The organism is Chryseobacterium sp. HNCC26DJ240, assembly GCF_057180485.1.
This window is the reverse complement of sequence record NZ_JBXUGK010000008.1, coordinates 308,529-331,934: the sequence shown is the minus strand read 5'-3', so window position 1 is coordinate 331,934 and position 23,406 is coordinate 308,529. Positions and strand designations below refer to the sequence as shown.

Annotated in this window: 12 protein-coding genes; 5 read left to right on the top strand and 7 right to left on the bottom strand. The window is 37.6% G+C overall.

Annotated features, from left to right (window positions below; genetic code table 11):
• The 5 genes from AC2A1G_RS17650 to AC2A1G_RS17630 all read left to right on the top strand — a co-directional run bounded on the left by AC2A1G_RS17650 (position 1) and on the right by AC2A1G_RS17630 (position 8,796).
• On the top strand, positions 1-3,564 hold the full coding sequence (locus tag AC2A1G_RS17650) for a DUF4450 domain-containing protein (RefSeq protein ID WP_484048207.1): 3,564 nt from the start codon (positions 1-3) through the stop codon (positions 3,562-3,564).
• A gap of 388 nt (positions 3,565-3,952) precedes the next feature.
• A complete protein-coding gene (locus tag AC2A1G_RS17645) occupies positions 3,953-6,088 on the top strand; it encodes a hypothetical protein (protein ID WP_484048206.1) in 2,136 nt (711 codons plus the stop codon).
• Between the two features lie 378 nt (positions 6,089-6,466).
• Entirely contained in the window at positions 6,467-7,513 is a 1,047-nt protein-coding gene (locus AC2A1G_RS17640) for a GntR family transcriptional regulator (protein ID WP_484048205.1), read from the top strand.
• Positions 7,514-7,638: 125 nt separating this feature from the next.
• The gene (locus AC2A1G_RS17635) at positions 7,639-8,082 is read left to right on the top strand and encodes a nuclear transport factor 2 family protein (RefSeq protein ID WP_484048204.1); all 444 of its coding nucleotides are present in this window, start codon (positions 7,639-7,641) and stop codon (positions 8,080-8,082) included.
• Between the two features lie 138 nt (positions 8,083-8,220).
• Positions 8,221-8,796, top strand: coding sequence for a hypothetical protein (locus AC2A1G_RS17630; RefSeq protein WP_484048203.1), 576 nt, complete (start codon positions 8,221-8,223; stop codon positions 8,794-8,796).
• Positions 8,797-8,816: 20 nt separating this feature from the next.
• Here AC2A1G_RS17630 and AC2A1G_RS17625 read toward each other — a convergent pair whose 3' ends face one another.
• The 7 genes from AC2A1G_RS17625 to AC2A1G_RS17595 all read right to left on the bottom strand — a co-directional run bounded on the left by AC2A1G_RS17625 (position 8,817) and on the right by AC2A1G_RS17595 (position 23,044).
• Positions 8,817-10,226, bottom strand: coding sequence for a glycoside hydrolase family 140 protein (locus AC2A1G_RS17625; RefSeq protein WP_484048202.1), 1,410 nt, complete (start codon positions 10,224-10,226; stop codon positions 8,817-8,819).
• Between the two features lie 421 nt (positions 10,227-10,647).
• The gene (locus AC2A1G_RS17620; RefSeq protein WP_484048201.1) at positions 10,648-11,799 is read right to left on the bottom strand and encodes an alpha-hydroxy acid oxidase; all 1,152 of its coding nucleotides are present in this window, start codon (positions 11,797-11,799) and stop codon (positions 10,648-10,650) included.
• A 121-nt stretch (positions 11,800-11,920) separates the two neighbouring features.
• Positions 11,921-13,306, bottom strand: a complete 1,386-nt coding sequence (locus tag AC2A1G_RS17615; RefSeq protein WP_484048200.1) for an FGGY-family carbohydrate kinase — start codon at positions 13,304-13,306, stop codon at positions 11,921-11,923.
• Positions 13,307-13,649: 343 nt separating this feature from the next.
• Positions 13,650-14,927, bottom strand: a complete 1,278-nt coding sequence (locus AC2A1G_RS17610) for a sugar isomerase (protein WP_484048199.1) — start codon at positions 14,925-14,927, stop codon at positions 13,650-13,652.
• Positions 14,928-15,168: 241 nt separating this feature from the next.
• Entirely contained in the window at positions 15,169-17,271 is a 2,103-nt protein-coding gene (locus tag AC2A1G_RS17605) for a bifunctional aldolase/short-chain dehydrogenase (RefSeq protein ID WP_484048198.1), read from the bottom strand.
• 639 nt (positions 17,272-17,910) lie between these two features.
• A complete protein-coding gene (locus AC2A1G_RS17600; RefSeq protein ID WP_484048197.1) occupies positions 17,911-19,974 on the bottom strand; it encodes a RagB/SusD family nutrient uptake outer membrane protein in 2,064 nt (687 codons plus the stop codon).
• Between the two features lie 19 nt (positions 19,975-19,993).
• The gene (locus AC2A1G_RS17595) at positions 19,994-23,044 is read right to left on the bottom strand and encodes a SusC/RagA family TonB-linked outer membrane protein (protein ID WP_484048196.1); all 3,051 of its coding nucleotides are present in this window, start codon (positions 23,042-23,044) and stop codon (positions 19,994-19,996) included.
• Positions 23,045-23,406 lie beyond the last annotated feature (362 nt).

The window sequence follows — 23,406 nt, the reverse complement described above, 5'->3', positions numbered from 1 at the left end:
ATGCGAAGAAAAACCATTTTCGCCGGACTTCTTGTCTTGTCGGCATTTTCACATTCGTTTTCCCAGTCGAAACACTGGCATAATAACGAGCGTGAACTGCATTACAAAGAAGACATAGGCGATTTTTTATTGGTCAACGGAAAGTACAGATTCAATCGTGCTTTGTACGGAGATAATCGTGCATCGAGAGTTGAAGCCGGAGATTTACCGGAATTTGCGTTGTATCTTCCGGGAATGGGTGGGAATCTTCAATTTGTTATTCAGAAGGGAAATTCAATTAAACAATTAATAAAGGCTGATAAAATTGAAACACGTTACCGACCGGGAACGATGCTGTATGAAATCAAAGACCCGATTTTGGGTAACGGAAGTTTAAAACTAACTGTTTTAGCACAGGCTAAGGAAGAGGGTTTGGTTTTAAAAATGGAAACTTTCAATATAGATTCATCAACAAAAATCTATGCAGTTTTCGGAGGTGCGAGCGGAACGACTTTCAGCAGAAATGGTGACATTGGTGCAGACCCGGAATCCGGATTTTATCTGTTGCCTGAATATTGTCTGAATAATCAATTTCAGATTAATAAAAATCAGTTTCAGCTTAATTATTTAAATAAGAAAAAGGAAAGTCAAACGGTCAGCGGAAGTTTTTCAAATGTCGGTTCTTTACAGCAAACCGATGCGACGACTTTAGAAAAACTGTCTGAGTTTAATCAAAATAAAACGGACAAATCTCCGATTGTTTACGCTTCTTATTCTTCACAAAAACAACCTGTTTATATTCAGGTTGCCAAAGGAAAATCAGATAAAATTTTTTCGGATGAAGATTTAAAAAACATATTTAATGAAGCTGAAAAAGTTCGTTTGACATTAACGAACAGAATTCAGCTAAAAACTCCGGATGCGGATTTGAATAATTTCGGAGCCAATTTAGCCGTTGCAGCCGACGGAATTTGGGAAAGTCCGACATTCCTTCACGGTGCAGTGGCGTGGAGAATGCGGTTGAATGCGTGGCGTGGCGCTTACACAGCCGATGCTTTAAGCTGGCACGACAGGGCAAAAGAACATTTTGAAAGTTATGCGAATTCACAGGTTTTAAAACCGGATTTTGCACCCGTTGAAATGGATACGATGCGTCATCTTGCCCGTCACGAAGAGAAAATGGGAACTTCTGTTTTTTCAAGCGGATATATTTCCAGAAATCCGAATGACAATACAAAATCGCATCATTACGATATGAATCTGGTGTTTTTTGACCAGATGTTTTCGCATTTCAATTACACGGGAGACAAAGAATTTCTCAAAAAAATGTGGCCAACGATGGTTCGCCATATGGATTGGGAAAAGCGAAATTTCAAGCGTGGTGATTTGTACGATGCCTATGCTGCCATTTGGGCGAGCGATGCGCTTCAATATTCGGGTGGAAAAGTGACGCATACTTCAGCTTATAATTACAGAGCCAACCGTGAGATGGCGAAACTGGCGAAAATAATCGGTGAAAATCCGCAACCTTACGAACAGGAAGCTGATGCAATTTTAAAAGCAATGAAAAATCAGCTTTGGATAAAAGACAAAGGTTATTTCGCTGAATATAAAGATGCTTTGGGCAATCAAATCGTTCACGACAAACCGGGAATCTGGTCTATTTATCACGTTTCGGATGCTTTTATCTTGAATGAATTTGAAGATTATCAGAATTTACAATACATTACTAATCACACACCTAAAATTCCGATTACGGTAAAAGGTGCGGACAATAAAGACTATTTTACCTTAGCGACGACCAACTGGCAACCGTACGACTGGTCGATAAACAATGTGGCTTTGGCGGAAAATTTACAGACTGCTTTGGCATATTGGCAGGCTGGAAGAAATGAGGATGCGTACCAACTTTGGAAAGGAAATCTGGTTGAATCGATGTATTACGGTATCAGTCCGGGGAATTTTGAACAGCTTTCTCATTACGATGCTTTTCGTGGAGAATTGTACCGAGATTTTGCTGACCCAATTGGGGTGGCTTCAAGAACTTTGACGGAAGGACTTTTCGGAGTTTATCCGAAATTACTGGAAAATAAAATCAGCATCAAACCTGGTTTCCCGAAAGACTGGAATTCTGCAGAATTGAAACTTCCGGACTGGGATTATCAATTTAAAAGAAATTCAAAGAAAACTGAATATTTTTTCACTTCAAAATATCAGAATCCTGTTTCGTTAGAAATGCAGATTCCTGTTAATTATTCCAACATCAAGTCGGTGAAAGTGAATGGTAAAAAAGTGGATTGGAAAATTAAACCGAATTCTATTTTGCAACCTTTTGTTCAGTTTGAAACGCTGAAAGGAAATGATTTTAAAATAGAAATCAGTTATTCCGGAGAAGAAATCAAAAATGAGCAAACCAATTATATCAATTATATTTCTGAAAATCTTCAGTTGACTTTTGATTCAAAAAAGAAAATTAAAGATATTCTCGACCCTCAAGAATTAATTAAAAATCGAAATGGAAATCAATTTAACTTGGTTCAGGAAGAAAGAAAAGGAACTTTCTTCGTTCAGGTCGAGCAAAATGGAACAAGTTGGTGGCAGCCTGTGAATGTTGATATCCATTTTCCTTTAGAAACAAAATGGGTGAATAAGAAACTACAGATTCAGTCAAAATCAGCAAATCCAATCAATGGAAAACTTTCTGTCAATGGTTTAAATAAAACTTTTTCTATTCAAAAAAATCAAAGTTCAACCATTGAAATTCCTACAAATTATTTAAGCAAAGGAACAAATTCTATCACGCTTGATTATAACGGAATTAAACAAAATATTGAAATTACCGATTGGGAAATTGAAAATCAAGGTCAGTTCAACATTATTTCATTAGCATCAAAATACAATGAAAAAGTCACTGAGATTTTCAATCAGAAATACCTTTCTCCGAGACTGGAAGTTCCGACTTTACAGCTTCCGTGGCAGGGAATCGGAAATTGGTGTTATCCGTTAATCACCGCGCAAATTGATGACAGTGGATTGATGAATAAAAGAAAAAACAATAAAGTTGAGTTTCTTGGAGTTCCATTTTTGATTGATAAAACAGATAAAAACATTGCGTTTGTAAGTCAGTGGGATAACTATTCAGATTCTCTTGAAATTCCGGTTTCAGGGAAAGGAAAGAAAATTTATTTTCTGATGGCGGGAACTACCAACCCGATGCAGTCTCAGATTGTGAATGGAAAAATTACAGTTCAGTATGTTGATGGTTCAACTTCAGAATTAGAGTTGAAAAATCCAACAAACTGGTGGCCGATTGAGCAGGATTTGTTTGATGATAATTTTGCGTTTGAAATTCCGGATGACAAAATTCCGTATCGTGTAAAACTAAAGACCGGAGAATTGTATAAAGGTGGAACTTTAGATAAATATTCAAGCATCAAAGGATTTACAGACCGTCAGGTGGATGGTGGTTCTGCTACGATTCTGGATTTGCCGATTGACCCGAACAAAGAATTAAAATCGATAAAACTAACCGCAGTGAGCAACGATGTTGTCATCGGAATGATGAGTGCGACTGTTTTGAAATAGGATTTGATGCCACGAATGCACGAATTAAAATATGTTTAAGATTATATAAAAATAAAATTTTCAAAACATTTTTCTTTTCCCCAACCCTAAAGGGTGGAAAAATGTTTTGAAAATTTCATCAGAATTACTCCCTTTATGGTCGGGGAAATAATTCTGATGAAATTTGGACAGGCTTTAGATAAAATATTCGTGAATTCGTGGCAGATAAAATAAAAATAATTAAATCATTTAACCGCAAAAGCCACAAAAGAACTGTTTGCGATAAAGGATTTCAAAAGTTTGCAAAATGTAGAATTTACCATTAACATTTTGCCGTCTTTTGAATATCTGATTACGCTGGAAAATCTTTTGTCTCTTTTGCGGTAAAGAAAAATTAAATAAATTTAAAATGAAAAAAATTACAATATATCTTGGGATTTTCCTGATGGGATTTTCTTCAGTGAATGCCCAGAAAATCGACCGAAAAAAGGTCGTTCAACGACATAACATTGTCAACACAAAAGCCGATACGCTTTCCACTTTTACGGTTGGAAACGGAAAATTTGCCTACACAGTTGACATTACCGGAATGCAGTCGTTTCCTGAATATTACAAAAACGGTGTTTCTCTCGGAACACAGTCTGAATGGGGTTGGAACAGTTTTCTGAATAAAGAAAATTACAAGTTTGAGGAAACTTTAAAACCTTATGATTTCAATAACGACGGGCGAAAAGCTTTATACTCTGTTCAAATCAAAGAACCGGAAAGAAATAAAGGTGCTGTGGAATATTTCCGTGTGAATCAACACCGTTTGCAATTGGGAAATATCGGGATTGAACTGACGAAAAAAGACGGTCAGAAAGCGAAAATTTCAGATTTAACCAACATCAATCAGAAAATTGATTTGTGGACTGGAATTATCACGAGTGAATTTTCTCTGGAAGGAACTCCGGTAAAGGTCTGGACGGCTTCTTTCCAAAATTCAGATAAAATCGGGGTGAAAATTGAATCTGATTTGGTGGCTAAAGGAAAGCTTAAAGTTTTTGCCAAATATCCACATCCCTCGGGACAGTTTTTGGATGACGCGGCGTTTTACGGAAGAGAAAATGAACATACGACGAAGATTATTTCTTCACAGTCGACGCAGGGTCTGATTCAGCACAAATTACAAAGCACAGAATATTTCACTCAATTCAATTTTACGGAAGGAAAACTTCGTGAGGCAGAAAAACATTATTTCGTTTATGAGCCTTCTTCGAAAAATAAAACCGTTGAATTAAGTGTTGAGTTTTCAGCTAAAAGTCCGAAATCCGCTAGAACATTATTCACTGATGCTGAAAAAGAAAGTGCTTCCGGCTGGAAAAACTTCTGGGAAAGCGGTGCTGCAGTGGATTTTGAAGGAAGTACAGACCCGAGAGCCAATGAGCTGGAGAGAAGAGTTGTCTTGTCAGAATACTTAACTAAAGTTCAGTGTGGAGGAAGCAATCCGCCTCAGGAAACGGGTTTGACCTTCAACAGCTGGTACGGAAAACCGCACACAGAAATGCACTGGTGGCACGGCGTTCACTTTGCACTTTGGGGAAGACCGGAAATTTTGGAGAAGCAACTGGATTATTATTTCAGGTCGTTTGACAAAGCTAAAAAATTAGCCGAAAGACAAGGTTACAAAGGTGTTCGTTGGATTAAAATGTCTGATAACGAAGGCAATGAAAGTCCGTCTTCTGTTGCAGCATTTTTGATTTGGGAACAGCCACACATTATTTATATGACCGAACTTTTGTACCGAAACAGTAAGGACAAAAAAGTACTGGAAAAATACAAAGATTTGATTTTTGCAACGGCAGATTTTATGGCTGATTTTGCGACCTATGATAAAGAGAAAAACCGCTACAACTTAGGTAAGGGAGTGATTCCGGCTCAGGAAGTTTTCCCTGCTAAAGACACTTATAACCCGACTTACGAAGTTGCGTACTGGGATTGGTCACTGAAAATTGCTCAGCAATGGAAAGAAAGATTAGGACAGCCTAGAGATAAAAAGTGGGATGATGTCATCAATAAACTAGCTCCACTTCCTGTTCAGGATGGTGTTTATTTATCGACAGAATCAGCGAAAGATTCTTTCACATTTCCAAAATGGATGACCGACCACCCTGCTGTTTTAGGAGCATTGGGAATGGTTCCGGAATCTCCGAAACTGGATAAAAAAATAATGAAAAACACGTTGGATATCGTTTGGGAAAGATGGAACTGGGAACACACCTGGGGATGGGATTTCCCGATGACAGCGATGAACGCAGCTAGACTGGGACTTCAAAATAAAGCGTTGGATGCTTTGTTTATGAACATTCAAACCAACACCTATCTGAAAAACGGACATAATTTCCAGGACAAACGATTGAGAATTTATCTTCCAGGAAATGGTGGTGTTCTGACCACCGTTGCGATGATGCTGGAGGGTTGGGACAACTCGACCGGAGAATTCCCTGGTTTTCCAAAAGACGGAAGCTGGAAAATAAAAGCAGAAGGTTTTAAGAAAATGCCTTAAAAAATTTCACATTCATATAGTTTCTGAAGTCTGCTCTGAAAAGGGCAGGCTTTTTTTGTGAGAGGGTTTTTGCGTTGTAGGGTTTGGGAGTTTGAGAGAAGTTTTTTTGAGGGGTTGAGTGTTGGAGTGAAAAGTGAAATATGCTAATTCTTTAGGCTTTTGAAAAACTTGAAGGTCGATATGGGAGTTTTGAATATTTAAATAGTTTTTACAAGAAATTTATAAACTATTGATAATTAAGAGTTTTCAACTATCTCCGTTATTAAAAACATTCATCATTCCGTTACTTCAAATTTTTGTATCTTGTTTTCAGCAATTAATCGCTTTTGATTATTGCTTTTATTTTTAACTGAACTGCGTTCCTATCTGTAAAATATCATGGCCGAAACATTAGAAATAAACATCAATGAAAACTCCAGAGTTCCGAAATACAAACAGATTGTAGATTCTATTCTGAACGGAATTGATGGTGGACAAATAAAAATCGGAGAAAAAATTCCTTCAATTAATGAACTCAGCGAGTCCTGCTTTCTCTCCAGAGATACTGTGGAAAAAGCCTACAAAGAGCTTCGCAAAAGGCAGATCATTGAATCTGTGAAAGGGAAAGGCTACTACATTTCCCGAATCAACAAGAACGATATCATCAATATTTTCTTTCTGATCAATAAACCGAGCACGTATAAAATGATGATTTATAATTATTTCGTCAATGCAATCGGTACCAAAGGAAATGTGGAAATGTACATCTACCACTGCGACGAAACGCTTTTCATCAATGCCCTAAAGAAAAACCTTGGCGGATTTGATTATTACGTAGTAATGCCTCATTTCCGTGATGAACAGTCGAAACATACGAGTTCTACGCAGGAAGTTTTGGATATTATCGAACAGATTCCGAAGAATAAACTTTTACTTTTAGATAACACAAAACCTAATATTTCCGGTGAATATGGATCTATTTTTCAGGATTTTGAGCACGATATTTATGAAGCTTTAAAGGAAGGTTTAGATAAAATAAAAAACTACGAAAAAATAATTCTGGTCTATCCCGACAAGTCGATTCATCCCTACCCTTTCCGTATCGTTCGGGGATTTGAGCAGTTTTGCAGAGATTTTAAACTCGACTACGAAATTCTGGATGAAATCTATCCCGACATGGAACTGCAGGACAAAGATATTTTCATCACTATTCGTGAACGTGATTTGGTGAATTTAGTAAAACAAATCCGTCAGAAAAATCTGAAACTGGGTGAAGACATCGGAATTATCTCCTACAACGAAACACCTTTGAAAGAATTGCTGGGAATTACCGTGATTACCACTGATTTTAAGGCAATGGGAGAATCTGCTGCTTACATGATTTTAAAGAATAAAAAGGAGCAGGTGAATAATGTTTTTAAATTTATTCAGAGGGAATCATTATGATTGATGATTGATGATTGATGATTGATGATTGATGAAAATTATGTTTTAATAAAGGAAAGTCCAAATATTTATTGGAAATAACTTGAAATTTTTCACAAAATTTCGACAAAAAATATTTAATTAAAATGATTAGAAGATTAATTTTTGCCGTGAGTTTTTTAGTGGCAATCACTGTTTTCGGACAGAAAAAAAATGATATTCAAGCTATAGCGGATGCAGCAGAAAAACTGAGAGCAGCAATGATCAGCGGAGAAAAATCTGCTTTGGAATCATTAATTGTTCCGGAACTTACTTACGGACATTCGGGAGGTCATATTGATGATGCAAAAGAATTTGTAGAAAAACTGGTCAGTAAAAAATCTGATTTTTTAACGATTGACATTTCTAATCAAAACATACAGATTGTTGGTAATACAGCCATTGTCCGTCACCATTTTTACGCTACGACTGCTGACTTGGGGAAAGCTCCGGGCGATGTGACTTTGGATATTTTGCTGGTTTGGACTAAGGTGAAGAAGGATTGGAAATTGCTGGCGAGGCAGGCAGTGAAGTCGGAAAAGAAAAAGTAAATAATAAAATTTTGATTTATATAAATTCGTGGAGGTAGCTTTGCGAATTTTTTTTTTAATTTAAAAATCATTTACAAAATAAAGAAATGGGAAAACTTTTATTATTTTTCGTTATTATAATTTTTAAACATGAGTTGCATGAGTAAAAAAATTATTTCGCCAAAAGACGATGAAAAAGATTACAATGGAAAATTATATTTCGCAACCTATAATGAAAATGAATATCCTAGAGATACAATTAGAAATGGTCCGAACGACTCGCTTTCGTTATTCGTAAACAAATGGTATTCAAAACATTTGAATTCACTTAAAGAAGTATCTCTTTTTGATAAAAAAAACGAAAATTTAAAAATTATTAGATATACAAATTTAGGAACGTGGTCAAATCCCTTTGTTTATAAAATGGAACTTCAAAATGACCAAACAATTTTAACCTATAGGCAAAGTGATGGATTAGGAGGATATCAAACAGGAAAAATAATAAAAGAGTACACAAAGAAAATCAGTGTAGAAAAATGGAATAAGTTAATTTCAAAAGCAAATGATATTAATTATTGGAATATGAGAACACATGATCCAAATATCGTTTTGGATGGAGAAGAATGGATTTTGGAGATTTTGGTTGATGGTAAATATCATTTAGTTACTAGAAATAGTCCTGAAAATAATAATGATCAAAAATTCGCTGAATTGTGTAAATTACTTACTAATTAGTATAATACAAAAGAGTGAGATTAATTATTCAAATAATTTTTAGAATCATCCACCGCTACAAAAACAAAATCCTTCGCCTCGTCGTTTTCTTTCTCAGGAGTGATCTGTAAAATTTTCTTACCATCTATCTCACCGATATATTTGAATTCACCTGTTCTGGGATTGTACCACCAACATTTTTTCTGCTTTCCGGTGATCTTGGATAAATCGATTTCCATATTTCGACCACTATAATTGTAGACCAATAAATAATCATTTCCGCGTGTGGCAATGAGTCTGTCATGACGTTCGCCAGCGTTTCCTTTGATGATACTTTGGTCGGGAATTCTTTCGAAATAAGGAAATTTCAACATCAGATTTTTTAAATGTTGCATCTGAACAAAACCCGAATCTTCAAGGCAATCATACCAAGGGCGGTTCGCTCCATAAGCCGGAGACAAACCCTTCCTGTAAAACTGCATAATGGAATTGTGACCGTACGTATGCCCAAAAGAACCTGCAAAGACCGACCAATAGGCATATCGTCTTACATCGTTATCTTTCCATCTCGGTTCGCTGGCATCATGCAGTCCTTGCGGAATATCTTCGTAAGACGGTTCTCCATCGATGATGGGTTTCAAAGGTTTCTTGGTAAGCGCCTTTTCTACATATCTCCAGTTGTCTTCTTCGGTATCGGCGATTTTCTTTGCTTCGCCGTCGCCTTTTCGCTGTCCGTATCTTCTGTGACCGCTTTGAAACATGTTGAAGTCTAACCAATCAGCATCATTAAACCAATCAACGGAACTTGTAGCACCAAATGGATGATACGTCATCAGATGGTTTTTATCAACGGACTTTATGCTTTTGGCTAAAGCTTCCCAAACTTCTGTTTTGATGTCGCCTCTTAAATCACCTCCAATAAACCAGATGATATTTGGAGAATCTTTATAACGTTCAGCCAGAAATTTACCGTAACTTTTTGCCTCTTCCACATTCATTTTTCCGCTTTTTACCAAGCCGCCCCAAATGCAGACCATGCCAATGTAAATTCCGTTTTTCTCGGCAGTTTTTACAATATAATCCATGTGATCCCAGTATCCATAAACTCCTTTCTGATTGATGTTTGTGAAATCAAAACCGTCAGTCATCGAAGGTTGCCCATATTTATTGTAAGCCGGAACTGCATTGATCGTTTGTACCTGAACGACATTGTACCCGTTTTTTGCGCATTGGCTTAGATAAAAATCAACTTCATCACGATCGGTACGCTCCGGCAGAAGCCAACCGGTTTCTCCCAACCAGAAAAAAGGTTTTCCGTTTTTGTGCTGTAAATATCTGTTGTTTGAACTGACCTGTAAAGCTCCGTTTGACCATGGTAATTCCTGTTTTTTGTTTTGAGAAAAAGTGAAAACAGAATAAATAATGAGAAGAAGTATGAGGATTTTTTTCATGAGAGTAATTTGGTTTTTTAAATGATTTCGTTTTTGATTATCTTTTTTCTTCATGATGTGACTATACCACAAAAAACACTAAGCATTTCATTAAAAACCAACACTTGTGAACCTTGTGAAAAATCTTTGTGTTCCTTGTGGTAAAAAAAACGCATTCAATAATTTTTCAATCATTACAAAAACTGTTTTTAACGCAAAGATTATTTTTAATATTGCATATTTTTTAAGAAAGCCAAGGCAAATAAAATTTGCTTCGCAAAGCTTGAAAATATTCTTTGAATGTTGATTAAAAATAATATTATAAAACAAAAAAATACAATTCATCGAACTGTATTTTTTATTTCAATTTTTATGAAAGATCATTTGAGTAAAAGCAAAACTAAAAAACTTCCAGCATCCCGCTTCCATCTTCCCGCTTCACCTACTTCACCCTAAAATTCTGCAACTCCTCCGGCGTATCACAACAAACCTGCTCCATCACCTGTCTGAACTGCATTTTAAGCATTTCAATAATATGGTCACCACCTTTGTCACCTAAAGCTCCAACGGCGTACATAAACGTTCTTCCCATAAAGGTAAATTCTGCGCCACAGCTCAAAGCACGGGCAACATCCGGACCGGTTCTTACGCCGCTGTCCATCATGATTTTTATCTGACCTTTGTATTTTTCGCTGATTTCTTTCACTACCGCAATCGTCGATTCTCCTGCATCCAACTGTCTTCCGCCGTGGTTGGAGATGATCATTCCGTCGAAACCTAAACGCACCGCTTCTGCTGCGTCTTCATCGGAAGCGACGCCTTTGATGACCAGTTTTCCTTTCCATTTATCACGGATGGCTTTGATTCTGTCTGAATTTAATCTTCCTGAAAAAGTAGAGTTCATAAACTGACCCAGCTGCTTCACGTTCATGTTTTTGTCCATGTATTTTTCCATGGTTTTAAAACTTGGAACGCCGTGTTTCAAAATTTCAAGACACCATTCAGGTCTTGCCAAAGCTTGGGAAACATTTCTGAAATTCAGTTGCGGCGGCATTGCCAAACCGTTTCTGATTTCTTTTGCTCTGTAACCGAAAGTAGGAACATCAGACAAAACGCATAACACGTCATAACCAGAAGCTTCGCAACGATCCAAAATATCGTCACGCAACCATTCTTCTTTCGGATGATAAAGTTGATACCAAGCTTTTCCTTCCGTCAGTTCTGCAATTCTTTCGATGCTGCTGGTCGTTACCGTACTTAAAATGAAAGGAATATTATGCTTAAAAGCTGCTTTTGCTAAAATTTCCGGAGCATTCGGCCACATCAATCCTTGTAAACCAACGGGGGAAATTCCAAAAGGGGCAGAATATTTTACACCGAATAATTCCGTTTCCATATTGGCTTCCGTGTAATTGTTGTTCAGATATTGCGGACGAAGCAGAACATCGCGCAATTCACTTGTATTTCTGTCGCGGTTGATATTTTCGTTACAGCCGCCATCCAGATATTCGAATGCGAAACGGGGCATTTTCTTTTTTGCTTTTTCGATCAGCAATTCTAGAGAAGCGTAATTGGTATCAAATGGAAATGCCATAAATGTTGGATGTTTGATGTTGGGTGATGGAGGTTTGATGTTTGATGTTTGATGTTGAAAACTTAATGTTTATCAATATTCATTTAACTTCCAGCATCAGACTTCCAGCTTCCAGCAGATTTTAATAATTTAAAATTAAAGGTTGAAGCACTTTCATCTGATAATGCTGCTGTAAAAAAGTTTCGTCTATTTTTTTGTTTGAAATCACCATCGATGCTCCCAAAGCCGAGCCCAGCGGAGAATGCGTAGACATCACGTTGTAATGCTGGAAATGGTGAGACATCAGTTTCATAAAGACATCATTGTCTGTAAAACCTCCATCAATATAAATATTTTTAATTTCTGAATTTCCGATGGCGTTGGTAATGGTATGAATCTGCAGATCCATCAGCTCAATCATCAACTGATGATACGCTTCTTCAAAGGTTGCGAATGAATTTAAATCGGTTGCGGTAATCATTTTTCGTTTCAGAATAATCCCTTCAAAACGGAAGTAGATGTTTTTATTTTTCATTAAACGCAAATACAATTCCTGATCGAACTGCACTTCTCGGTGGAAACCGTATTCTTTTCCGTAGTAAGCACACAGTTTTTCAACCTGAATTTTGTATTCATTCCCCATGAAAAAACGGGATGCTTTCACACGTTTCCCATCGATTCTCATGTAGTTCAGACAGTTGTTTTCGATGTCTTCATCCGTTAAACTTTCATCGTTGAATGGATTCAGAGAAATACTCCACGTTCCGGTTGAAAGCAATAAAAACGGTTCTTTTTTACTTAAAATATAGGGTAAAAGCGCTGAAGAACTGTCGTGAATTCCAACGCCGATTTTAATTTTTTTGTTTCTGTAAGAGGTGTTGATGCTCGCAGAAGTCGGAACAATTGGTCCTAATAAAGCATCGATTCCTTCTTCGTAAACCCAGTCGTGGTAGTCTGCTTTGTCGTAATCCCACAAGTTGGTATGACAACCGATCGATGTAAATTCCGAAACACAGATTCCTGTAAATAAATACGATAAATACTGAGGTAAGTGAAGGCTGTAACGGATTTTTTTAAAAACTTCCGGATGTTTGTATTTTAACCAGAACAACTGCAGTCCGGAATTCAGCATTCCAGTTTGTGGAGATGCAGTTTCGCGGGCAATTTTCAGTTTGCTGCCATGTTTTTCGTAAAATAAATCAAGAATATCCTGATCCATCGGTTTGGTGTAGTTGTACAAAGGCGTCAGCACATTTCCTTTCTGATCGAGGTGCACAAAACTTGCTCCGTAAGTAGAAAAATTGATAGCTTTTACTTCGTAATTTTCATCATCCAAAATGGAGTTAAAATTATCTTTAATCCAGTTTTGTAATGCCGGAAGATCTTCTGTGGGATAACCGTCTTCGTCAGTCGTCAACGGTAATTCTGTATATTCACGCACAACTTCTTTGTAATTTTTATCAAACAGAAAGAATTTTTTATTGGTTTTTCCAATATCAAATACGATGGTTACCTTTTTTTTGGACATTCCTGAGATGAATTTAATGATTTATTATAAATGGGAATTAGTTTTTTCAAAATGTGATTTAGAATCTGTTTAAAATTCTTTTTTAACGCAAAGAGGGCAAAGATTTTTTTAACTTTTCCTGTATATTTTTCGTTCGTCCCGAAGTTTCGGGATTCTACTCAGCAAGGAAATACGGATGTATAATTCTCTAACAGTTTAAGCTTTCAGCAAAATTTAAATTTCAAAAACCATTAAGAAGTGTTTAGAGAATAGAACCTAAACACTCTTAACGGTAATAATTAAGGATACATATAATTAAACTTTCGATTGCACCTGAAAGTAATTATTAAAATTAAAATGGATCTTACAATCCTGTTGCTTTTGCCCAGCCTCTTTCAGAAATCAAGGTTTCTCTTACCTTTAAACTTCTGTAAGCAGCGATCGGGTCTAAAGCTGCGCCAGTCTGCAGTCTTGCCGCCTTCAACAACGGACGGACGTCTGTTCTGTAAGCGTTCTGCAAAATATCCTGAGCTGCAACAACATCGTTATTCAACTGTGCTTCTTTTAAAGCTTTCTGATCCACCAAAAGTGCCTGAGCATAAGCAATTAAAATCGCTTCCAGAGACTGCAATAAGTCTTCCAAAGGATCTTTGATGTTGTGACTGGCGTCGATCATCCAGGCCGGATAAGGATTATTTTTATTATTCTCCATTCCGTACACCAACTCGTTGAAGATCAGGAACAAAGCGTAAGGTTTGATAGAACCTACCGTCAAATCATCATCACCGTACTTGCTGTCGTTGAAGTGAAAACCACCCAATTTACCTTTATACATCAAGGTTGCAACGATTTGTTCAATATTGGTATTCGGTAAATGATGACCCAAATCAACCAAAGTGTAAGCCCTCTCTCCACAAGCGTTTGCCAGCATAAAAGACGTTCCCCAATCCTGAATGGTTGTTGAGTAGAAATTCGGTTCGTAAGGTTTGTACTCAATGAATAATTTCCAGTCTTCCGGCATTCCTTCGTAGACTTCCTTTAAACTTTTCTCAGTATTTGATAAAGCCGTCTGGAAATTTAACTGTCCCGGAAAACTTGCTCCGTCTGCCAACCAAACGGTTAAGCTTTTTGAATCTAATTCTTTCCCGATTCTGATGACTTCTTTGTTGTGTTCAACTGCGTAAGCTCTTGAATCTTCGTTTACAGAATTTAAAGAACCAAATTTGTATGAATGTTTTGCATCCGGCTGATCCTGAAATGTGTTTGAATTCATTGCGTCAAAGATCAATCCGTGAGATGCTGCACTTTCTTTCAAAGCACTTACATCACTTGGAATATCCCATGGAATGTGAAGTGAAACCGCTCCGGCAGAATGAGTCAGTGCGTGAAGCAAACCAACATCATCTAATTTCTGTTCCAAAACTGCTGGTTCGCCACCATAAGAAAATCTTCCGAAACGCGTTCCACCTGCACCTAAAGCCCAACTTGGAATTGCCACCTGAAAATCGGCGATTTTGTTAACGATTTCAGCAACGTTTGAACCTGATTTTGTTAATTTATCTGATAAATATGCGAAGTCTGAATTGAAATTTTCAACTTCATTTTTATTGTGTTGTTCAATGATATCTTTTCCTATAATCATGATTTATTTTTAAATTTATTTTTACCACAAAAGCTTTCCTGAAAATTTCTAAGTTTAATGTTTTTCGCATTAAAGTTCAAATAAGTCTCGTCTTTTCAGTTCACAAATTTCGGTAATCCTATTTGATCTTTTCAGAATCCGAATAATATCTCTAATAAACTTTTGTGCCTTTTGACTTCGTCGAAATAATATTCATCGACTGAAAGGAGATAATCTTCGATTTGTGGTTAAATTTTTAATATTATCTCGGGAACGCATTTGCCATTCCTCCGTCTACATTGATGATATTTCCTGTACTTTTATCTAAAATCGCAACGCAAGCAAAAACTCCGTTGGCGATGTCTTCAGGAAGAATAATTTCGTTCAAAAGGTTTCTTTTTGCGTAGAAAGCAGGTAATTCTTCAACAGAAATTCCGTTTGCTTTTGCACGGCCTTCGGCCCATTCTCCTTCCCAGATTTTGCTTCCCACGATTACGCCGTCAGGATTTACAACGTTTACTCTGATTTTATCTGCTGCCAATTCTGCTGCCAATAATCTTGTCATGTGCTGTTGCGCTGCTTTTGCAGTTCCGTAAGCTACGTTGTTTGGTCCTGCAACCAAACCATTTTTGCTTGCAATGTTGACAATGTCTCCGCCTAAGTTTTGCTTTTTCAAGATTTCAGTTCCGAATTTTGACATCAAAAACTGTCCTTTCACCAAAACATTTTCCAAAAGATCCCAGTCTTTCAGGGTTGTTTCTTCTAAAGATTTTGAAATCGCCAAACCTGCAGAATGCACGATAATATCTACTCCTCCGAATGCCAAAACTGTTTCTTTGAATGCTTTTGCAATCGCTTCATCACTCGTTACATCACACTGAACGGCAATCGCCTGATCTTTATTGTACTTTGAAGTTGCAGATTCTACTGCTTCTGTATTTAAATCTGTATAAACTACAACAGCACCCTCAGCAACCATTTTGTCTGCAATTGCCTGTCCGATTCCTCCTCCGGCTCCGGTTACGATGGCAATTTTTCTTGACAATGGTTTTTCTTTCGGCATTCTCTGCAATTTCGCTTCTTCCAATAACCAATATTCGATATCGAAAGCTTCCTGTCTTGGCAATGCTGTGTATTCTGTAATTGCTTCTGCCCCACGCATAACGTTGATTGCATTTACGTAAAATTCACTTGCAACACGTGTTGTCTGCTTATCTTTTGAGAAACTGAACATTCCCACTCCAGGATAAATGATGATCACCGGATTCGGATCACGCATTGCCGGGCTGTTTGGATGCTTACAAGTTTCGTAATATTCTTTGTATTCCTGTCTGTATTGCTCGAAAAGTGGATTTAATTTTTCTAAAATCGCTTTAGAATCAGACAAATCTTCGTTTTTATCTAAAGTCAATACTAACGGTTGAATTTTAGTTCTTAAGAAGTGATCCGGGCAAGAAGTTCCAAGTGGAGCCAATCTTTCCAAATCATTAGAGTTGATATACTCCAAAACAACATTGCTGTCTGTGAAATGACCTACCATTCTGTTTTCAGAAGAAGCTAAACCTCTTAATAAAGGCATTAACTGAGCTGCTTTTTCTTTACGCTCTTCAGCAGGAAGTGACTCTACTTTTTGTCCGCCAAAAACCTGACCTTTTTCTTCGATTTTTTTAGCGATGTATTCAGAAGCCATTTCGATAACTTCTAAACTGTTGATGTAAGATTCGTAAGAAGTATCTCCCCAAGTAAATAAACCGTGGCTACCTAAAACTATTCCTCTGATTCCAGGATTATCATTCAGGCATTTTTCTAACTGAAGACCTAAATCGAATCCCGGTTTTTGCCAAGGAACCCATCCCATAGTGTCTCCCCAGATTTCTTTGGTCACGGCTTCGCTGTCTTTTGCAGCAGCAACTGCAATTAAAGCATCAGGGTGAAGGTGATCAATATGTTTGAACGGCAATAAACCGTGAAGCGGTGTGTCGATAGAAGGTGCTTTGCTGTCAAGATCATAAATACAGTGGTTGAACAAGCCTACCATTCTGTCTTCGTCTGCTAAACCTTCGTAAACATTTTTAAGGTTTCTCAATCTTTCGGTGTAAAGACCTGCAATACCTGCTCTGTTTAGTGTTCCGATGTCTCCACCTGAACCTTTTACCCACATTACCTCAACTTCTTCGTTGGTAAGAGGATCTTTTTCAATGGTTTTGCAGCTTGTATTACCTCCTCCGTAGTTGGTAATTCTAAGGTCTGCTCCTAATATGTTTGAGCGGTATAAGAATAAAGCCACCTGGTCATCACCAAAAGATGCTGCTTTTTCATCATCCCACAAATAGTCTACGTATTTGAATGTTTTTACTTTTTCCATTGATTTCTTTTTGTTTTCTGAATTTTACCCAAATTTAGCCTCTAATATCCACTGCACTATCCCGTACTATACTGATAATGCTTTGATTTAAAAAAAAATTAACAACGCTGAGGCGGTTTTTAAAAATAGTTTTGATTGTAGGTGATTGAAGTGTTTGATTTTGAACACGGAGGGCACGGAGTTTATTTAAAATTCTTTATGTTTTTAAGGTTCACAAAGCCGTTGACTTATAAAAGACCTCAGAGTTTTTCTGTGCTGTTTTTTTTACTTCAATCAATTGAGAGGTTTGGGTGAAAGTTTGTATTAAGTAATTTTTATTTTGTGATTAGAATTTAAACAAGATTAAAAATAAGGTTGTTTTTTAAGTATAAATCTCTCTGGAAAAGATGATTTTTGACATTTTGACAGTATGAAAAAGGGATGCTAGCGGTATAAGATCGGTATAAGATTCCTATAAGCTTCTCTTATGTTCAAAATAAAATGATGTAAATGGTATTCTGATAGTTTGTCACCATCTTAAACAGATGATAGAATTTACAAGTTGAGATTTATAAAAAACAAAAAGCAGCTTTAAGGATAATTTCTTATCAGCGAAAAGCTGCTTTGTTAAAATATTAAAATTGCTTAATTGTTTTGTTTTTAGTACCCAGGAAGCTGCGTTAAGTTCGGGTTGTCAATCATTGGGTGACCTGCAGCTTGGTTTGCGAACGGAAGCAATTCTGTTTTATTCGGTACAAAACCATAGAATAAACCATCGCCACCACCTTCGATCCAGTTTGGATAGGTTCCGCCATTTTCTGCTGAACCTGTTGGCTTGGTATAAATGATTGCTCCAATCTGAAGAACGTTAAAACCATTTGTAAATCCTACAGCCTTTCTTGCGTTTCCATTGAAAGTACTCGTGTACGCTTCAAACATTCTTGTAGGATACCATTTATCATCAGTCGTAGACGTTTGTCCGTTTGCTGCTGCAATACCTTTAAGCGTAGTCTGAAAAGCTGCATAGTTTGCAGAGCTCGTAGGGACAGCTGACGCAGCGGCAATCTGCGTAGGGTCTGTTAAATCAATATAGGTAACCGCCAAGAAAGGATCTCCATAAGCCTGGGCATCTTTACGGTATTTATAAAGACGAAGTGCAGGTGTATTGGCATAAGGTCCTGTTTTGTTTGAAAGATTTTTCATCGCCTGTCTTGTCGCTAAAATTTCACTTTCAAGTTTGTTCATTCTGATTAAATCTGTACGAAGATTGAACTCTCCGGCAAATTCCCATTTTCTTTCCTGAACCAAAGCCTGATCAAAAGCAGCCTGCCCAGAAGGAATCGCCATAGAGCCGATGCCTGCACGGTTTCTTACCTGCTGTAGCGCTGCAATACCTGCTGCTGTAGGACCATTATTTAAATAATTCTGTGTTTCTGCATACATCAAAAGTACATCTGCATATCTGATCAAAGGTACATTCAGGTTACGTGAATCTGCTGCCTGAGGCTCTACACACCAAGAAATTCTGAATTTCCCAGGCATAATACATGAGAAAGTAGTTCCTACATCAACCCAAGTATCAGTAGCTGCACCACCATTCAAGAAATAAATACTGTATGCAGTACAAGACACATCTCTTCTGGTATCTCCCGGAGCAAATGACAGATAGTAAGTTGGCAATAAGAACTGTAATGCCTTACGGGAACCAAACACCCCACCACGGCTACCCGGATGTGCATACACTCCAAATCCTCCATTGGTATTAGGACCGTACTGAGCAATCTGGAACATCACTTCCTGATTCAGTGTGCTTAAATTTCTTCTGCAGAAGTTGTACCACAGGCTTTCAAAACCGCTTTTACCTGCTGAAGCCTGCATCAAAGAGTTTTGACCTCCAGTGATAACAGCTGCACAGGCATCATTTGCAATCTGATACAGTTGCTGCACTCTTGCATTATCGGGACGACGGGACATTGTACCCGGCGTAGAAGTATTTAAAGGCCAACGAAGAGAATATCCACCTGCATATAAAGCAATTCTTGCCAATAAAGCATTGGCTGCAGGTCTTGTTAATCTTTCTGTGGTAGGGTAACCAGCCTGACCTAAAGTAGGCATTGCCGGAATAGATTGCTGAAGATCTGCGATGATGCGGTCATAAATCTCGTCACGTGATGCACGTTTCGGGTATAAAGTACTCGGGTCGTTCGGATCCAACTCTTCAAGAGGCAACCAAACAGCAGGAACATCTCCATAGACTCTTATTAAGTTATAGTAGCAATATGCTCTGATTGCTTTAGCCTCCGCAATTAAGGCATCCCGTCTGGCACTAGCTTCCATTGTTGACAATCTGCTGATAGCGATGTTGGTTCTTTCAATAGACTGATACATGGTAGAGTAGATACCCGTAAGTGTATTTGGCGTAAAAGCGTCGTATTTGTAATTACAGATATTGTATTTTGAATTGTTGGTAGAGCCATCTTCAGCTGAGTGCATTACGGTATCACCTGCCCCCATCTGATAATACATTTCAGTAGGCACCAAAGCTCTGTAGCACCCCTGTATAAACATATCTGCAGTTGGCAAATCTTTAAATACCGATTCGGTATCTATAGCGGTATAGGAAGGCTGATCGAGAAAATCTTCACTACAAGAATTAATGAATAGAGTGGCAATCACCAAAGAAGGGATAACCAGCAAGCTTTTTACAAAAGTATATTTTTTCATGATGTTAAAAATTAAATAATTAGAATGTTAAATTGATTCCCAAAACATAACTTTTTGATCTCGGATAAGCGGAATTATCAAAGCCCGGTGTCACAGCAACCCCACTTGCAGAAGAAACCTCAGGATCATATCCCGAATATCCTGTAATGGTTGCCAAGTTATTCAAAGTTAAGTAAATACGAGCATTCGACAATCCTACATTTTGTAAAAACTGTTTCTCGAAGCTATATCCTAATGTAACCTGTGCGATTCTTAGATAAGAACCATCTTCCACGTAATATGATGACGGATAAGTAATATTCTGAGAATTGGCATTGCTTAAGCTCCATGTACGTGAACCCTCGTCTGGATTTAATTCTTTCAGTCTCTGTATATTATTGGTAATCTGCCCTGTATTAGGATCGATTAAACGATAGTAATTGTTTCCAAACTCTCCCGGAACGTTTTGGTAAAGCGCATACGGGCTTAAACTGTGCTTGGTAGCATTGTAGATATCGCCCCCAACACTGAACTTCATAAATACCGCAAGGTCAAAACCTTTGTAAGAGAAATTGTTTTGGAAACCCCCGAAGAAATCCGGCGTACCGTTTCCGATTTTCTGCAGTTTTCTGGTAAACTGATCACCTGCTTCATTGTCAGCAGCAAATTTCATATCACCAGGTCTTGCGGTACCTGTAGCTGGTTTTACAACACCTGGTTTCAAAGCTCCAAAAGAACCATCAGTATTCACAAGGAAGTCATCTGTTGTATACACCCCCTGATAAACATACCCGTACATATCTCCCAACCGCTCACCCACTGTAGCGTAATAGGTAACAACACCAGTTCTGTTTCCACCTACAGAGAATGTTTTATTGGGCTGGTTTTTCTCAAGTGATAATACTTCAGATCTATTTGAAGAGAAATTCAAATCGGTAGTCCATCTGAAACCTGCATTTTTAAAGTTGACTGTATTTAAAGTAAATTCCATCCCACGGTTGGTCATTGATCCGATATTCTCAACTCGTCTTGAATACCCTGATGACACGGGATACACGCTGTTTAAAAGCATTCCCACTACCTTGTTATCATATAATTCGGCAGTTAATTTAATTCGGTTGTTGAATAACGCCAAATCCAATCCTAAGTTAGAGTTTTGAGACTCTTCCCAGCTTGCGTTTGGATTCCCAAGGTTGGTTCCCGGCACGTAAGCAGGATTTCCCGGCGTGTTGTTGATTGGATAATCTGTCTGTACAATGTTGGTGAAAAATATATTGCTATCAACATCATTGTTTCCTGTAACCCCGTATTCATATCTGAATTTCACATCATTGATCACATTAGAAATCTTAGAGTTTTGCCAGAAATTTTCCTGCGACAGTCTCCAAGCTACAGCAGCCGAAGGGAACAAACCCCATTTTCTCCCAATTCCAAATTTGGAAGAACCATCATAACGAAGGGTACCTGTTACCAAATAACGGTCGTCATAAGTATAATTTACTCTGCCGAAATAAGAAAGTAAAGTGTTTGGAGTACCTCTGCCAGCAGATTTATCCTGCACCGTGGCATTTCTAATATCATCCAGACCAGAATTCGCAATAGGGAATTTTATCAGCCTCATGCTGTTGCTTTCAGACTGAGAATAGACAGCTTCCTGCCCTGCTAAAGCGCTTACTCTGTGCTTTTCGCCAAAAGTTTTGGTATAATTTACGGTATTGGTAATCTGATATCTGTACGACTCACTGTTTCCGATACTCCCATTGATTCCCGTATTTACCGGATCTGTGAGGAATGCCCTTGAGTTTTGATCTGAAAAAGATGTAGATTTACTGTTGCTCCATTGATACTGCCCTGCAGTTCTGAAAGTAAAGTTTTTAAGGAAATCAATTTCCAATCCCATATTAGCCAAAAACGTTCTTGAGCGGTTGTTTGAAGTAGATGCATTGGTTTCTACAAATGGGTTTTCGGTATCATATCCGGAATCTAAACTTGAAAAATCCGGAAAAGTCTGTGTATTGTACAGCTCATCATCTGTAAAGAGTGTACCTCCCGTAATTGGCTGAAGAAGGATTTTTTTGATCCCACTATACGCACCCCCTCCATTGGTAGAGTTTGAAGTAAACATGGTGCTGAAATCAACTCTGAAGCCTTTTTTCAACTCTGAATTGATATTGGCCCGTAATGAGTTTCTCGTCTCGCTGTAGTTTTGAAGCAAACCATCCTGCTTGTTGTAGTTGTAGCTTACAAAAGCCTGGGTTTTTTCGTTTCCTGTAGAGAAGTTTACGTTATGGTTTTGCGTCATCCCTGTACCTCCCAACATTTTTTCCTGCCAGTCTAACGCACTTGCATTTCCGTAACGGTTTGAAATTCTGTTGAAAACTCCATTATAGAAACCAGGCGTATCGGTACCTAAGCTGTTGTCGAAAACATTACTCCACTGCGTGGTTTTACCTTGCAGCTGAGCCATTTCGTACTGATATTTTACAAACTGCTCAGAGTTCGAAATCATGTCTATTCTCTTCGAAAGCATGTCAAATGCCATGAAAGAATTGTAATTAATTACTGTTCTCCCTTTTTTCCCGCTCTTCGTTTTAATGATGATGATACCGTTTGACCCACGTGCACCATAGATGGCGATTGCTGATGGCCCTTTCAGAATGTCGATACTTTCGATATCATTCGGGTTAATTACGTTCAATGCATTATCAAGCTGGAAACCATCTACAATATATAAAGGAGTAGTACCGGAAGTGATTGATGCTCCACCACGGATGGTTACGTTGGCACCGGCACCGGGAGCACCGCCTGATGTCACGATATTTAAACCTGCTGCTCTACCCTGCAAAGCCTGCAAAGCATTCATTGCGGGAGTAGCTGCCAATTCTTTTGCAGAAACCGAAGCTACAGAACCTGTAAGGTCAGATTTTTTCACCTTTCCATATCCTATCACCACAACTTCTTCGATGTCTTTGGTACGGTCTGTTTTTACAGAATCATTTGCTTTCTGCTGTGCAAACATAAAACCAGACGCCAGCAAAAACAGCGGAGCGATAAGCGGCTTAAAATTTTTGTGTTTAACTTTGATTGACATATATTAATTTTTATTTACATTGAATTATGTTTGAAAAGTACATTCTTACAAATGTTTTAGCATCCTGCCATATCCTGCATTATAAAATTCATAATTTTTCTTAATAATTTATATATTATTCTATTTAAAAATGAAATTATTATCAATCTAAACATCAAATATCAAAAAATATTTAAATTTACAAAACCAACACCTAAACTGATATTTATCATGTTTCCATCAAAATATTTTCAAATAATGGCATAAGACTTGATGAAAAAGGCAACTAAAAAATTTAGTTGCCCCTCAATAGCTAAATTGAACTCTAAAAAATATGTTAACTGAATATGAAATTACTTTAAATTTTAATTTAAAATATACTC